General features: G+C 58.2%; 11 protein-coding genes. 8 read left to right on the top strand and 3 right to left on the bottom strand.

All coding sequences use genetic code 11. From position 1 onward, the window contains the following. The 5 genes from GBC55_RS21925 to GBC55_RS21905 all read left to right on the top strand — a co-directional run. Positions 1-1,619 (top strand): DUF2138 domain-containing protein (locus GBC55_RS21925; protein WP_247266968.1); only part of this gene is annotated, 1,619 nt, incomplete at its 5' end. A 32-nt stretch (positions 1,620-1,651) separates the two neighbouring features. Beyond that, positions 1,652-2,254: a DUF1175 family protein gene (locus GBC55_RS21920; protein ID WP_235992923.1), complete on the top strand. Its 603-nt coding sequence runs from the start codon at positions 1,652-1,654 to the stop codon at positions 2,252-2,254. Next, the gene (locus GBC55_RS21915) at positions 2,251-6,816 is read left to right on the top strand and encodes an alpha-2-macroglobulin (protein ID WP_162439626.1); all 4,566 of its coding nucleotides are present in this window, start codon (positions 2,251-2,253) and stop codon (positions 6,814-6,816) included. The genes GBC55_RS21920 and GBC55_RS21915 overlap by 4 nt, the downstream gene beginning before the upstream one ends. 1 nt (position 6,817) lies before the next feature. Then, entirely contained in the window at positions 6,818-8,437 is a 1,620-nt protein-coding gene (locus GBC55_RS21910; RefSeq protein WP_162439620.1) for a DUF2300 domain-containing protein, read from the top strand. A 3-nt stretch (positions 8,438-8,440) separates the two neighbouring features. Continuing rightward, positions 8,441-9,256, top strand: a complete 816-nt coding sequence (locus GBC55_RS21905; RefSeq protein WP_162439619.1) for a DUF2135 domain-containing protein — start codon at positions 8,441-8,443, stop codon at positions 9,254-9,256. Positions 9,257-9,752: 496 nt separating this feature from the next. On the opposite strand, the gene GBC55_RS21900 is transcribed toward GBC55_RS21905, so the two are convergent. Then, positions 9,753-10,001 (bottom strand): hypothetical protein, encoded by a 249-nt coding sequence (locus GBC55_RS21900; RefSeq protein WP_162439618.1) that lies wholly within the window; start codon positions 9,999-10,001, stop codon positions 9,753-9,755. A 231-nt stretch (positions 10,002-10,232) separates the two neighbouring features. Continuing rightward, positions 10,233-11,033 carry a hypothetical protein gene (locus GBC55_RS21895; protein ID WP_162439617.1) on the bottom strand — a complete coding sequence of 267 codons (801 nt, stop codon included), beginning with the start codon at positions 11,031-11,033 and terminating at the stop codon, positions 10,233-10,235. 382 nt (positions 11,034-11,415) lie between these two features. Between GBC55_RS21895 and GBC55_RS21890 the strand changes: the two genes are divergently transcribed. Continuing rightward, positions 11,416-12,408, top strand: a complete 993-nt coding sequence (locus tag GBC55_RS21890; RefSeq protein ID WP_162439616.1) for a hypothetical protein — start codon at positions 11,416-11,418, stop codon at positions 12,406-12,408. A 31-nt stretch (positions 12,409-12,439) separates the two neighbouring features. Here the strand turns inward: GBC55_RS21890 and GBC55_RS21885 are convergent, their stop codons facing one another. Further along, the gene (locus GBC55_RS21885; protein WP_162439615.1) at positions 12,440-12,853 is read right to left on the bottom strand and encodes a very short patch repair endonuclease; all 414 of its coding nucleotides are present in this window, start codon (positions 12,851-12,853) and stop codon (positions 12,440-12,442) included. Between the two features lie 29 nt (positions 12,854-12,882). On the opposite strand from GBC55_RS21885, the gene GBC55_RS21880 reads away from it, so the two are divergent. Beyond that, a complete protein-coding gene (locus tag GBC55_RS21880) occupies positions 12,883-14,490 on the top strand; it encodes a DNA cytosine methyltransferase (protein WP_162439614.1) in 1,608 nt (535 codons plus the stop codon). Between the two features lie 81 nt (positions 14,491-14,571). Further along, entirely contained in the window at positions 14,572-16,017 is a 1,446-nt protein-coding gene (locus GBC55_RS21875) for an ATP-binding protein (RefSeq protein ID WP_162439625.1), read from the top strand. Position 16,018: the final 1 nt, after the last annotated feature.

The raw sequence follows: 16,018 nt of genomic DNA, 5'->3' as shown, positions 1-16,018 counted from the left end.
CGGGTGTGGCGGCCGGGCTCGGCTGGTTCATGCACAAACCCAAGGCGCCGGTGGCGCAGTTGGCCAGTGACAAGCTGGGCATGAGCCGGCCGGACGGGCTGCTGGAAACCCATTCCCTGAGCCAATTGCCCAAAGACCTGCTGGCGGTGCCTTTCCTCAAGGAAACCCTGACCGAAGATTTCGTCTTCTATTACGAGACCCATGCCGATCGGCTCGGTTTGATCGGCAGTCTGCGGCGGATCATTTACGAGCACGACCTGAAGTTGCAGGACAGCCTGATCGAACAGCTTTTCGATCAGCCGGCAGACGTAGCGCTGTGGCGCGGGGCGGACGGTCGCCTGAAAGACTTCCTGCTGGTGATGGATCGCGGTGGCCTGGCCAAGGTGCTGGAGCCGTTGGCCAAAGTGGCGCTGGATGACTCACAGTTGACCAGGCTCAGCGACGTGAAAGTCGGTGCTGACGACGTGCCGCTCTATCAACTCACCTACAACGCCGGCAAGGCCCTGTTGTTTGCCTCCCATGGCGACAAACTGGTGGTGCTGTCCAATCCGGCCAAACTGTATGACCCTGAAAACGGCGCGACGGAAGAACCCGGCAGCGTTTCAATCAAGGCCATCGCCGCATTGCTCAATGGCGAAAAACTGTTCCCGGAAGCCTTTGGCCTGCAACCCCGCGCGCCGGAGGTGAAACAGCGTCTGTCGGTCAATTCCAGTGTATTGGCCATGGGGTATCAACGCTTCATCCCGAACTTCGCCGGCCTGCGTTTCGACATGGACGACAAGGGATGGCACAGCTTCCTGGCAATGGACGAACTGGACAACCAGCCGGACTTCGATTTCAAACCGATCTGGCAAGCCATGCCCATGGGCGCGAGTGCTTGCGTGACGTTGCCGCTCGCAGCCGAGCAGCAGAAACCGTTATTGGTGAAGCTGGGCGCCGACGATAAAGTGGCCCAGGCGCTGACCGAACACATGGCGGGCGCTGCCGGCCTTTGCTGGTACGCCGATTCGCGGTTGTACACGCCGCTGCTGGTCGCCAGCCTCGACGACGATGACAGCGCCAAGCTCGACGGCGACCTCGGTAACCTGTTCGGATCGATGGTCGGTGCCTATGAGCCCAATGTCGAAGAACACGCGTTCCCGGTGATCGAGACACAGAACGGCCCAGTTCATCAGTGGCAGCGCCAGGTCAGCTCCAACTTCGGTCCCTACAAAGCCAAGGAGGCTGAGAATCCGGAGGCGATTTCCGGCAAGGCCTTCATGAAAGTCAGCCTGGCCCGTCACGGTTCGACCCTGCTGTTTTCCCTCGACGACAAGCTCGTGGACAAAGCCCTTGGCACCCTCGACAAGCGCTTCCCGCCGATGGCCGATGTGGTGCCGAAAGACCTGCTGATGCCGGTCTACTTCGGTCCGGATTCCATGGCGCAGTTGATGCAACAGGAAACCCTCGACAGCCTGCCGCAGGACATGGAGCCGGTGTTCTACAACGCCGCGCAAACCTACCTGATTCCGAAACTGCGCACGCTCGGCGGGTACGGCAAATATGCCCTGACCTTGCCCGAGGGCAGCGAACCCGATGGCCTCTGGCAATGGCTGCCGCTTGAATGGAAAGCCCTGTGACCGCACTTATCCGAGGCCTTGGCCTGCTGGCGATGTTGCTGGGCAGTCGGGTATTCGCCCTTGAGGCGCCGCCGCTCGATGTGCAGCAATCCCAGGTATTTCGCGCCTGGTTCGTACGCATCGCTCAAGAGCAACTGACCCAGGGCCCGAGCCCGCGCTGGTATCAGCAGGACTGCGCCGGACTCGTGCGCTTTGCCGCCAATGAAGCGCTGAAAGTCCATGACGACAAATGGCTGCGCAGCAACGGCTTGTCCAATCGCTACCTGCCGCCCGAACTGCAATTGAGCGAGGCGCAACGCAGTCTGGCCCAGCAATGGCAGCAAGGCGGCGGCAAGACCGGGCCGTACGTCAATGCGATCAAGCTGATCCAGTTCAACAGCCACCTGGTCGGTCGCGACGTTGCCCAGGCAAGGCCTGGCGACCTGATGTTTTTTGACCAGGGTGACGACCAGCATTTGATGATCTGGATGGGCCGCAACATTGCCTATCACACCGGCACCACCACCCCGACTGACAACGGCATGCGCTCCGCGAGCCTGCAGCAACTCATGACATGGAAGGACACCCGATGGATACCCGACGCAGCCAACCCCAACTTCATCGGCGTCTATCGACTGAATTTTCTCTCCCAATGATCGGTGCCCGCATGCTGCGTTTTCTGCCTTTGCTGTTGGTTCTGGTACTGCCTTTTGCGGCGGTTCACGCCGAAGACACCGTCGAGCCAAGTGGCTACACGCCGGTGGCCGGTGAAAGTTTTTTCCTGCTGGCCGACAGCAGTTTCGCCAGCGATGAGCAGGCCATGGTGCGCCTCGAAGCGCCGGGTCGAGACTATCGACGCTTCCGCATGGAGCCCTACGGTGGGGCGGATATCCGGGTGTATCGGATTGATAAGCCGCTGGATTTCCTCAAACGCCAGAAGAACCTGCACCGCGTGGTCAGCGATGGCCAGTTCAAGGGCGAAGGCCTGTCGAACACCCTCGCGTACCTGTGGGACAACTGGTACCGCAAATCCCGGCGCGTGATGCAGCGAGCGTTTTCCTACGAGTCGCGCCAACACGTCACCGAGGAAGTGCCGGAACTGAAGATGGGCACCGCCATCGCCGCGCCGACCCCCTACGATGCTCAGCCGCAATTCGCGTTGATCCCGGGCCTGCCGGTCGTCAGTCAATTCCGCTATCCATTGTGGGAAGCCAAACCTATCCAGCCGCCGGCCGGTGTGAACCTGGCCGGTTCTTCCAGCGAGTTCGTCAGCGTTGCGCCGGGTAACGTCTACATCCCGTTGGGCAACCTGAAACCGGGCCTGTACCTGGTAGAAGCGCTGATCGGCAAATACCGTGCGACCACCATGGTGTTCGTCTCCAACACCGTGGCCGTGAGCAAAATTGCCGGTGATGAGTTAGTGGTGTGGGCTGCACGCAAACACGAAGGCAGCTCGGTGCCCAAGGTCAATGTGCTGTGGACTGATGGCTTGGGCGTCATGAGCAGCGGCGCTACCGATACTGATGGTTTGCTCCGTCTCAAACACGTCAGCCCCGAGCGCTCATTTGTCATTGGCGAAGACGAAGAGGGCGGGGTGTTCGTCTCCGAGAACTTCTATTACGACAGCGAAATCTACGACACCAAGCTCTACGCGTTTACCGACCGACCGTTGTATCGACCGGGAGATTGGGTGTCGCTGAAAATCGTCGGGCGCGAGTTCAAGAATGCCCGGGATTCGGTGCTGCCGACCGCCGCCGACGTCAACGTGACCGTGCTCGATGCCACCGGCACCGCCTTGCAATCACTGGCCTTGAAGCTTGATTCCAAGGCTGGAACCCAAGGGCGTTTCCAGTTACCGGACAACGCAGTGGCCGGCGGTTATGAACTGCGTTTCAGCTACAAGGATCAGGCATACAGCAGCGCCTTCCGCGTCGCTGAGTACATCAAGCCGCACTTCGAAATCTCGCTGAACCTGGCCAAACAGGATTACCGCACGGGCGAGCCGGTGAAAGGCAGCCTGGTGCTGCTGTACCCGGACGGCAAACCTGTGGCGAATGCCAGGTTGAACCTGAGCCTGCGCGCCCAGCAACTGTCGATGGTCGACAACGAACTGCAATACCTCGGACAGTTTCCGGTAGAGCTGACCAGCACCGAATTGACCACCGACGCCAAGGGCAACGCGACCCTCGACCTGCCCGCTGCCGAGAAACCCAGCCGCTACATGCTCACCGTGTTCGCCAGTGATGGCGCGGCGTATCGGGTCAAGACCACCAAGGAAATCCTCATCGACCGTGGCGCCGCGAGTTTCCGCTTGAGCGCGCCGCAACGCTTCAGTGCGGTGGGCGACAAGGTGGCTTTCAGCTACATCAACGAAGGCGGCAGCGAGTCAGGCAAAGCCGTTACGCCGGGCAGCTACGGCTGGGTGCGACTGGAGGATCAGTCTACGGGTGAAGGCAAACTCGCCACGACGGACAAAGGCCTCACATTGGCCTTCGATCGTCCGGGCACTTACAACCTCACGTTGAAAGATGATCACGGCCGCGTCGTCGGCGCCACCGGGCATTCGGTCACCGGCGAGGGCGTGAAAGCCGTGCCCGGCACCGTGGAAATCGTTCTCGATAAACCCGAGTACAAGGCCGGCGATGAAGCTTTGGCACTGATCACGTTCCCTGAGCCGGTCAGCGATGCGCTGCTGTCGCTGGAGCGCGACAAGGTCGAGGCCACGGCGCTGCTGTCCAAGGGCGGCGACTGGCTGAAGATGGAAAAACTCAGCGAGACCCAATACCGAGCGCGCATCCCGGTGAAAGATAACTTCGCCCCCAACCTGACCTTCTCGGTGCTGTACACCAAGGGTGGTCAGTACAGCTTCCAGAACGCGGGCATCAAGGTGGTTGCGCCACAAATCGATGTTGCCATCGCCACGGATAAAGATGCGTATCAGCCGGGCGACACCGTGACCGTGGACCTGACCACGCAGTTCGCCGGCAAAGCGGTTCCAGCTCACCTGACAGTGAGCGTGGTCGACGAAATGGTCTACGCGCTGCAACCGGAAGTCGCGCCAACCATCGACCAGTTCTTCTATCACCCGCGCAGAAATAACGTGCGCACCAGCGCCAGCCTGTCCTTCATCAGCTATGACGTGGCGTTGCCGGGCAGCCCAGGTGCACCGGGCAAAGCCAATCGCAGCGAGCGTGGCGTAAAAGTGCTTGAGCGGCCGCGTCGCGAAGATGTCGACACCGCGGCGTGGCAGCCGGAACTGGTGACCGATGCCAACGGCAAAACCCGCTTTACGTTCGTGATGCCTGACTCGCTGACCCGCTGGCGCATCACCGCGCGGGCGATTGCCGATGACGGCCAGGTCGGCCAGAAGAAACAGTTTGTGCGCTCGGAAAAACCGCTGTACCTGAAGTGGAGCGGCCCGACGAATTTCCGCAACGGCGACAAGCCGGATCTCGGTGTATTCGCCTTCAGCCAGGCTGAGAAACCGGTCAAGGCTGAGCTGGTGATTCATTACGGCGGCACTGATCAACGTGTCCCCGTGACGCTGAACAACGGCATCAACTACATCGCGCTGCCGGCATTCGCGCTGACCCGTGGCGAGTGGACCGCCGAGCTGGTGCAGGACGGTAAAATCGCCGACGCCCTGACCGTGCACCTGAGCGCGACCGGTGATGGCTGGCAGGTGACACAGAGCCAAAGTCTGGAAGTGGCCAGCGGTGATACGCCCCTGACGTTGCCGGCAGACGCCAGTGATATTCGCCTGCGTCTGGATGACAGTCCGCAAGCGCTGTTCCGCGCGGCCCTCGATGATCTGTTGAGCTATCCGTACGGTGGCGTCGAGCAGACAGCCAGTCGTTTGTTGCCGCTGAGCATCGCCTATCCGACCTTGGCATCGAACCCGCAGATCCGTGATCGCTTGCGTCTGATCATGCAAAACAGCCGTCTGCGCCTTGTGCAAATGGCCGGGCCTTCCGCGAGCTTCACCTGGTGGGGCATGGACGGCGAACCGGATGCCTTCCTGACCGCCTACGCCTATTACGCCGACTGGCACGCCAGCCAAGTGCTGGAGCTCAGTCTGCCACCGGAGCATTGGCAGCGCGTGCTGGAGGTGTATGCGAAGCAGGCGAAAAACACGCCGCTGTTGCAACGGGCGCTGATTCTGTCCTTCGCCAAACAGATGCAATTGCCGGTCAACACGTTGCTCAGTGGCCTGATGGATGACCTGGCGAAAGCGGGCGAGGGCAACGCCGCCAATCTGATGGAGGACGGTGACGACAGCCTCGTCATGAGCGATCCGGATTCGGCGCTCGGCCTGGCGGCGGCGCGTGCATTGACGGCCTCGTTGGCCAGGCAGTCGAAGGTTGCTTTGCCGGACGCCTTCAGTCGACAACTGCCGGATGCACAACAGCGCCTGGCGGTCAGTTCACAGCCGTTCGCCGAAGCCTTGAACCTGTCGCTGCAACCCTTCGATCAGGCACACGCTCAAGCGTTGTTGCAACGCTTGCTGCCACAGCAATCGACGCTGGAACGTGCCCTGGCGCTGATCTGGTTGCAGCGCAGCATCGAGCAGGCATCGCCCACGATTGCACTGGCACCGGGTGAAGGCTGGAAGAAGGAACACGGCGCTACCGGTGAGCTGTACTGGACGTGGCAGGGCGCCACTTCAGTGCCTGCGGTGCTGACGTTGTCCGGGACGCAAGAGCGTCCATTGCGGGCGGCCTTGAGCTACCGGACCCAACAACCGCCAGTCGATCCGATGGCCGTGACCATCACCCGTCGCCTGTCCCGACTGGTGCCTGGAGATGAGGCCTTCAACTTCAAGCTGGAAGCCGTCGGTAACCAACCGTTGTCCAGCGACAGCCTGTATCTGGACGAAGTCATCCTCACCAGCAAAGCCGGGAAGCCGCTGCGTTACGGCATGCTCGAAGTGCCCCTGCCGCCGGGCGCCGATGTTGAGCGCACCACGTGGGGCATCAAGCTCATGGGCAAGGCGGGTACCGAGCCCTCCGCGCTGGAGAGGGCGCGCTTCGAGCCGGGGCAAATGGCCTACGCGATTCCGATTGATGCATTGAGCGGTGAACTGCGCCTGCGGCATCTGGTGCGCTTCTCGCAAAAAGGCCAATTCAACCTGCCGCCCGTGCGTTTCACCCAGGTCTACGCGCCACAGCATCAGGCTCAGGAACAGAAACCGGCGCTCGGCCAGGTCACGGTCCACTGACATGCCCCGGGTTCTGGTCGGGTGGCTGATGTGCTTGATCTCTGCGCTGGCAACGGCGCAGGACGAGCCACTGCGCCTGGCCTTCAACGGGGAATTGCTGTCCTTGAACCCGACTCGGGTGATCGCCCGCGAGCCGTTGCCTGCTGATCTGCAAGCGCCGTTGGGCAGTGTGTGGAAGCTGTTTGTCTATGCCTGGCTGGTGGACACCGGCGCGCGGGAATCTGCGTACGAGTGCCGCGGGCAGTCGAAGGAAGAAGTTTACTGCTGCACTGCCGGTGGAAAGATCGGCCGCGATCAAGCGCTGGTGAAGTCGTGCGGCTTGTATTTTGAGCCGACGCGGTTGGGCATCGTCGGCGCGCAGTGGCGCACGTATTGGCAAGCGCGACAGGCGCCGGAATGGTTGCTGAACTTGCCGTCGTTGCAACCTGCCACGCGAGTATCCGTGACTGAATTGCTGAAAGTACTGGCGGTGATGCCGGCGCAGGATCAAGCGCGGCGGGTGCTGCTGGACGTGGTGTTGAACGCCGCTGACGGTCGTGTCGTCGGTGAGCTCGGCGGCCGGTTGCGGGTGAAAACCTGGAGCTGGTTGGGGGATCAGGACCCTGCGTCGCGTCAGGGCGGGTTTGCCGGTTGGACGGCGGATGGCACGCCGATCTGGGCCGGTGGTCGTGGCACCAGCCAGATGGTGCTTCGTCATTACGGTGCGGCGTTGGCGTCGGTGTTGCCAATGGGTTGGCCAGCCGAGGCGGGACGATGCGTCGAGGTCGGGCTGTTTTCACGCTATCCGATCAAGCGTGTGCTGGTGGGGGATCGGGAGGTTTCTTCCGGGGCGCTGCAGGGTGATTATCGCGTCGAATTCAGCAACGGCAATCAGCTTGATATCCACAGCGATGGCGAACTGTTTTTGCTGAACAAACAATTAGTCGCCCGTGTGGACCGCGAAGAATACGTCGCCCGCGTGCTCCAGCGAGAAGCCAGACCCGAGCCCGCTGAAGCCGCCAAGGCACTCGCCGTCGCGATCCGCACGTATCTGCTGCAAAACGCTACGCGCAACGGCGAGTGCCTGAGCATCGACGACAGCAGCAGTCGCCAACGCGTCGCCCCACGCCCGGCCACCCTTGAATCCCGCGCCATCGCGGCATGGACCAGTGACCTGGTGCTCGCGGGCAGCACCGTCACCTACCATTCCGACGCACCTGGCCCCGACAAACTCTCCTGGCAGCAAGCCGTCGAACAAGCCAATGCCGGGCAACGCTACGACGCCATCCTGCTGCACGCTTACCCGCGTGCGAGCCTGAGCCGCTGGGACAATCCCGTCGCCTCCTGCGAAGCGTTGCCCGCCGCCCAGGACTGGCTGCAAAACCAGCGCCGCGGCTGGCGCCCACGTCTTGAAGGCGAAATCGGCTACAACGAAGTCAGCACGTTCGCCGTGTGCCGCCTCGCATTTGGCCGACCCTACGTCGACCGCGAACGCCAGCGCATCTACGTGCGTGGCGTGCTGTCGCTGCAGGATCGACTCGACCTGACCCACGAATACTTGCACCTGGCCTTCGAAGCGCATCCCAACGGCCAGGATGAAACCTACATCGAAGGGCTTGCCCGCCACCTCTTGCTGGAATAGGCCATGAAACTCCGTTATCCACAGGTCTTCCTGTTCCTCTGCTCCTTCTGCGTGGGCACCACAGCCTACGCCGCCGACAACGCCGTCAAACTCGACACCCCCGTCGGTGGATGGCGCACCGGCGCCGTCGAGGGGGAAGGTGAAAGCTTCCGCCAGACCGTCAACTACCCTGCATCATCGGTCAACACCCCGGCAGGCCAGGCCAACACGGCACGCATCACCGGCCAGATCAACACCACGCCCAAGTCCACTGAGCCGGGACGGCTGATCGTCAACGGCGTCAGCATGCCTCTGAAAATCGATGACGCCGGCCGCTTTGATCGGCCGTTCTCATTCCCCAACGGCAGCAACAGCGTTGAGGTCCGCAGTCCGGACGGCCAGCAACGGCGTCGCACGCAATTCCTCAATAGCAGCGGCGGCGCCACCCCGGCCAAATTACGGGTACTGCTGGCGTGGGACAGCGACAACACCGACCTGGATCTGCACCTGATCACCCCCGACGGCGCACACATCTGGTACGGCGACCGCGTCGCCCCCAACGGCGCCGCACTCGATGTCGACGTCACGACCGGCTACGGCCCGGAAATCTTCGCCATGCCTGCACCGATCAAGGGGCAGTACCTGGTGTATGTGAACTACTTCGGGGGCGGTTATCGCAGTGATGAAGACGGGCAGGAAGACGCGGTTCAGCCGCTGACGACGGCGCAGGTGACGGTGATAACGGAAGAGGGGACGCCGAACGAAAAGATGGAGACGTTTCTGGTGCCGATGCGGGCGGTGGGGGAGCTGACGTTGGTGAAAGGGTTTAGTTATCCGTGATCAGAACTTATTCCAGAGTTCACTCTGATGGAGTCTTGGGATTGATCTCCAGCGTTTTAGCCTCAAGAAGCTGCCTGAGTTCATCATTTGATACATGGCATTTGGGGAAGTTGTCGGGAGGTACCTCGTGAGGAGGCAGCCATCTAGAAGCCATGGAGGGGGAACCTGTAGTGACATTTTTCGTTAAGTTAGTAATCGCTTTGTTGTTTCACAACCACTTGTTCAGAGTTTTAGACAAGGGGGTTATTTTCTTTCAGGCATTAAAAAGCCGGCTTGTGGGCGGCGTTGTTTATCGATTTTTGCCTTGTTTTATTGGTTTTCTTCGTTGTATTTTGCTTTGTCCCCCCATTTGTCCCCCCATGTAGGTTCTGCGTTACCAAATTATAGGGTTAACCTCGGCTGGGGGTGGAAGGGTGAACGGGTTAGCCGTCTCTTATGATGCTACCTGCCTTTGGCTACCACTCGAGTAATGCGGAAGTTGGCGACCCTCCCAAGTTCAAGCGCGTTTAACGCTTCGCTTCTTCGCAGCGTACGCAGCCAGTTGCTCAAGTGCGTACTGGATTGCATAGGGCGCTGGTCGGTAGGTGGCCGACTCTTGGCTGCTCAAGTAGTAGCGCATAACCCGGTCCGTGATGCCGAGTGCAGTTGCTGCTGCTTCTTGGGTGATGCCTGCGGTCTCCAGAAGGCCACGCAGGTAAGCCGGGGACGGGTCGTGCAGTGAGGCGTCTGGCTTTCGAGGGTACATGTCGTTAGTCCCGTATCCCGTATACCCGGGTGAGTGGTATTTACCGGAACCCCCCGATGAGGGGAAGTTTGTGCCGCTGGCTGTTATGCGCCGGGGATTCATACGCAACAGCTGTGCGATGCTCTAGCGCTAGGCCCCCGGCTCTTAGGCGCTTCTTGACGAGCTCCCTTATGCAATACACACCAAAGCTCGTCATCAGTTCTTCCTCTCTACGAGCACGTCAACGTGTGCTTATTCCTCAGCTTCCGTGTTGGCAGGGTTAGAGGGGGTGACTGCAAAGTAATACTCGTCGTTGGCATACGGATCGAACTTAGGGCGAGCGATGCGACCTTGATCCATGGCGTATTGAAGCACGTCGCGTACTTCCAACCAGCCGTCTGGCTTGATTACGTTCAGCGCTTCAATGGCTTTGATAATTTCTCGCCAGCCAGTTTTTTCTGGCTTGATGGTGTCTAGCAACGTGTTAAGGATCAGCTGCTGGCGCTCGGTTTGATTCATTTTGGTCACTGGCCTCATTTCGTCTTCGGTTGGTGTCACTACCGTTGTAACGACATCGGTGCCGTAGTGGCGAATGAATTCGTAAGCTTCTTCGCGGCTCAGGTCGCCCTTGATGATCTCAACGCGGTCACGCATTGGCTTGTCAAAGTGAACGATGGTGACGTCGTATTTACCGCCGCCAACTTGGACAGAAAGCGGTACCCCTGTGCGCTCGCGGGTTTCCCGCACAATGCGAGTCTCTGCAAGCTGTTGCAGTTCTGCCTCGGTCACGACGTCCCACTCAGGGCGCTCAAATAGATCTGGGTACACGCGGTGTTTGGTTAAGAAGTAGCGCTTGGAAAGCTCAATGCAGCTCTCACGGTTACAGTCAGGCGTTTTGATCACATAAAGGAACGGTGTCTCTAGGTTCTTTTCACGCCAGTTGTTGCACTTGCGGAGGCTGGAAAACTCGACGGTTTGAAACAGCTCGCCGTTATAAAAAACCTCGAAGGTCAGAAGTGCTTCAGTAGGCTTGGCTTGTTTTTTGAGTGTCATGTCATCCTGCTCCGTCACTTTAGGGTGCTGCGTTGCCGTGAGTAATATTGGGAACATTGTTCCTGTGTGGCAAGGGTTTTTTACGCAGTAATTCTACTTGATGAAGCGCTTTTAGTACGAGACGAAAGCCGATCTCATCGTGGCGAGGCAATCTCCCATACCTGCCGAATGGAGATGCCAGGTGGGCATACAACGCCGTATCGTTTTCGCTGAACTCTCCCACGCGCGCTTGCAGATCTCATGTTCGAGCCCGTGAGGGCTTTTTTCAGCCCCGGCCGGAATCAACTCTTCTTGGAAATAGCATTCTTTCTAGGCATGATGCGGCATGCGGCCAGCATTCGGATGCCGGGCGTTGCTAACTTATCGATTAGGCGATAGGGATATGGAAGTGACGGTAAGGGTGATGTCTAGCGGGCAGGAAGTTGACCGCATTACAGGCCCTCTTCAGATCGATGGGCGGCAGCTTGCCGTTATCTACAGAGAGCGGCTGTGGCCAGTAGAGGACGGTTGCATTCACGTCGAAAACGAGATTGACATCTCAGGTCACGATCAGCGCCTCGATAGGGCTGAGTGGGGATTGCTTGTCGCACATCTGGTGCCAAAGTCCCTTCCAGCGCGAAGAGAGGAGTGCTCTGAGCTTCTTCGCGCGCTTTTCAAAGATAACCTGCCTGATGGGGTTGTGCGCGCAGTTTCTTCCCTTGCGTTCGTGGGGCTAGAGCAGGACGCACGTGAGCTGCTAGTGGATTTCCTGTGCGAGAAATACGACTCCATAAGTTTAAGCAGGCAGCTGCAGACCCAATTACTTTGCAGCGAAATATCAAGCGCTGTTGCATGTTCAGTGAATTCAGACCATGCGTCTGGTACCTCTGAGCCAGATATAGAAGTTGATTCAATTGCCGAAGATGAAAGTCTGCAGGATTGGGACTGGACGGCAACAGATGAGATACAGATTCCGGAAATAGACGATATGGACCTGAGGGCCGTTGCGGGCCAAATTCAGGGAGCTATCGGCACCTACCGCTCTCTGGAAAAAGGCACAGTTATTCCAAGTTTAGTTGGGCCTTTTGACAGCACTCTTTGGAATGAAGAGTCCATCCTTCCTCCGCCTGCAAGTACAAGATCGCCTGAAGAGAGGGTGCTTGTAGAGCGCACCGCCAAGCTCGGCACGGTAGCCCTAGGTCTCCTGCGATACTTTGCAGACAATCCGGGAGATCGAGCTGCTCACGCGGAACTCGTGTTGGGGTATCACGTGACGGATATCAATAAAATTCTATCGGGATCTCTGAACCACTATCTGAAAAAAAACCAATCAGGTGGCTGGGTGTGCCATCCGTGGGTTGCAGGCGTATTGCTCGTTTTGGATGAGGCCTTGTGAGGGCGTTAATCTCCGTTGCCCTCGAGTGCGGCTACTCCAGAGTCTTCAGGCGTTCGAGCAGTGCGCGCAATGCCTCTTCGGGATTTTTGAGCTCACATTCCCATACTGTAAAAACGCACCATCCGTTGCTGCGCAGCTCATGCATCACCTTGCGATCTCTATCCACATTAGATTCTAGTTTTTCTGTCCAGAAATCGACGCGTGTTTTGGGCAAAACTGCGTACTTGCAGCCGGTATGGCGATGCCAAAAACACCCGTGCACAAAAATGCAGACTTTCAGTCGAGGCAGTACAATGTCCGGTTTTCCTGGCAGGTCCCTGCGATGAAGTCGGAAGCGGTAACCATGTGCATGCAGAAATCGCCTGACAGCCAGTTCCGGTTTGGTGTCCTTTCCCCTGATTCCGGACATCATTCGGGATCTCGTGACGCGGTCAACTACATCCATTTCGTACTTTCTCAAAATAGCGTGGTTTCATGAGTCGTACCTATCCCATTCAGGTTGTAGATCTCTTTGCTGGCCCCGGAGGTCTAGGGGAGGGCTTTTCCTCTCATTCGGACATTAACGGTGACACCTTCGAGATCAAGGTATCGGCCGAAATGGAGGTTTCCGCGCGTTCCACTCTCCGGCTCAGGGCCTTCTATCGTCTGCTGAAGAGTGAACAACCCGAAGCCCTCGAGGATTACTATAACTTTTGTGAAACGGCAGATGTTCCTGAGCCCTATACGGCCAAGAGTCTTGAGGCTTGGAGACATGCCGACAACGAAGCACAGTTGCTGGAGCTGGGTACCGAAGCGGGCAACACCGGACTCGACAAAATGCTGGCAAGCCGTCTCGATGAAACTAGGCCATGGGTTCTCATTGGGGGACCTCCATGCCAAGCCTATTCAATAGTAGGTCGAGCCAGAAATCGTGGGAAGGTGGATTATCGTGCAGAAAATGATCACAGACATTTCCTCTATCGCGAGTACCTGAGAATCATTCAGAAAAAGAGGCCTGCAGTTTTCGTGATGGAAAACGTGAAAGGCATTCTTTCATCACAGGTCGCTGGCGAGCCGATGTTCCCTCAGATTTTGCGAGACCTTGCAGACCCGGATGCGGCGTTTGGAGAAAGCGATAATGGTCCTAAGTACAGAATCTGTTCTCTCGTCGCCGATGACGTCTACGAAAGTGGAGCAGATCCGGACAGCATCGAACCAAGCAACTACATCATTCGGGCCGAGGAGTACGGCGTTCCCCAGGCCAGGCATCGAGTGATACTTCTCGGGGTTTCGGAAGAGTACCTAGATGCACTTGGCGATCACAAGCTGTCCCCTGTTTCGGGGCCAACAATAGATCAGATAATTGGTTGTCTGCCGCCGTTGCGCAGCACCCTTACCAAGCTGAAAGACTCTCCCGATGCGTGGGCGGACATAGTGCGCCAGCATTTGAAGGAACTGAATCATGAGTGCCTTCAGCTAGTGAGTGAGACACCTGAAAGACTTGCGCTGGCAACCAGGCTTGGCATTCTTGCCAGCAGTTATGACGGTCGCGACTTGAACGCTGGCGGGCTGCGGGTACTGAAAAAAAACGCCCGTAATGGAGTGACGGGAACCCTTCTCGATAGCTGGCTGCATGACCCGAGACTGAAGTACTGGCTTAATCACGAGGCTAGGGGGCACATGAGCTCCGATCTGCGCAGGTATGTTTACGCTGCCGCTTTTGCCGAGACGTACAGGAACTCGCCCAAGGGGCACCAGAACTTCAACCTTCCCGGGCTGGCGCCGGATCACAAGAACTGGACAAGCGGAAAGTTTAGTGACCGTTTTCGTGTCCAGAGAGCAGGTATTCCTTCCACGACAATAACTAGCCACATTGCTAAGGATGGTCACTATTTTATTCATTACGACCCTAGGCAGTGCCGAAGTCTGACTGTTCGCGAGGCTGCAAGACTGCAGACTTTCCCCGACAACTACTTTTTCTTGGGCAATAGAACACAACAGTTCCATCAAGTGGGTAATGCGGTTCCGCCGCTTTTGGCTCGGCAGATTGCAGATGTTGTTGCCCGGATCGTTCGAAGCGGAAAAACGCGAAGTAGATTTTAACCCACCACCGCAGGCACGACAGGGAGCGTTATTTTGTCACAAACATTCAAGAGCCGAAATGCTCCGCCCAAGGCCAGTGCAATGGTCGAGGCTTTGCGGGGGCTGGGTTACAACACGCAGACAGCACTGTCTGACATCATTGACAACAGCGTTGCAGCGGGCGCCTCGGAAGTCAGAGTCGAGTTCGTCTGGGCTCAGACAGAGAGTCGAATTACCTGCTTGGACAACGGCGCCGGAATGTCGGCTGCCGGACTTGATCTGGCAATGAGGCTTGGTGAGCGCAACCCTCTTGAAGAGAGAGCAGCGTCCGATCTTGGTCGCTTTGGGCTGGGCCTCAAGACGGCGTCTTTTTCACAGTGCCGCAGACTAACCGTGGCGACTATTGGCGCGGATGGCATGCAAGCTCTGCGCTGGGACCTTGACTATCTTGCAAACAGCTCCGATGGCGGCTGGCATCTGCTGGAGGGGCCCCATCCCGGCTCCGAAGGGTATGTAGAGCCGCTTTCTGAAGCCGGTCGCGGGACTCTGGTCCTGTGGGAGGAGCTGGATCGGATCGTTACTCCGGGAAGTACTGTTCAGGACTTTTTGAACTTGGCCGACAAGGTCGAGCAGCATCTTGGAATGGTGTTCCACAGGTATCTAGAAGGAACCCGACCACGTCTCAGAATTCTGCTCAACGGACAGCCGGTAAAACCCTGGGATCCCTTCATGACGGACCATCCGGGAAAACCCTACAACCCTCCCGTATTCAAGCACCCGACACTCAAGGGGATTGAAGCCGAATGCCATGTTTTGCCGCACAAGGACATGCTCTCTGGCGAGGATTTTGAAGTGCTGGGTGGCCCTGAAGGCTGGACGGCCCAGCAGGGATTTTATGTTTACCGCAACGAGCGCCTTCTCGTTGCAGGCAGTTGGCTGGGTCTGGGGACCGGTAGGTCTTGGACAAAGGACGAAGCTCACCGGTTGGCAAGAATTCGTCTGGATATACCCAACTCTGCAGACGCCGATTGGAAGATCGACATCCGCAAGTCCACAGCTAGACCCCCTGTCTATCTTCGAGACTGGCTGACGCGTCTTGCCGAAGCTACGCGTGGACGTGCGCGCCGAGCCTTCGCCCACAGAGGCCGGCCCACTTTGCTTGGAAATAAACAGGTTGCCGAAGCCTGGAAGGTCGAGCGCCTCACCAGTGGAATACGATACCGGATAGACAGTGACCACCCCGCGATACGAGACGTACTAGATGATGCGGGAGGGCTGCTTCCGCAGATCAGAGCGATGTTGCGGGTCATAGAGGAAACGGTCCCTGTTCAGAGGATATGGATCGATACGGCGGAAAACAGGGATACGCCCTGCACAGGCTTTGAGAAGACCCCGTCGAGTGAGGTCAATGAGGTCTTGATGGTCATGTACCGCAGTATGATCGAGAAGAAAGGATATTCCGCTTCTTCTGCCAGGGAGCAGCTTCGGACAACGGAGCCTTTCCATGCTTTTCCTTCATTGGTGGATGCCCTGCCCGACAATTTTTAAG

Origin of the sequence: Pseudomonas sp. TNT3, assembly GCF_010095445.2 — a bacterium.
In the GTDB taxonomy this organism is placed as follows: domain Bacteria; phylum Pseudomonadota; class Gammaproteobacteria; order Pseudomonadales; family Pseudomonadaceae; genus Aquipseudomonas.
Note: the sequence above shows the minus strand (reverse complement) of the source record. Positions and strands in the feature narration are given on the sequence as shown.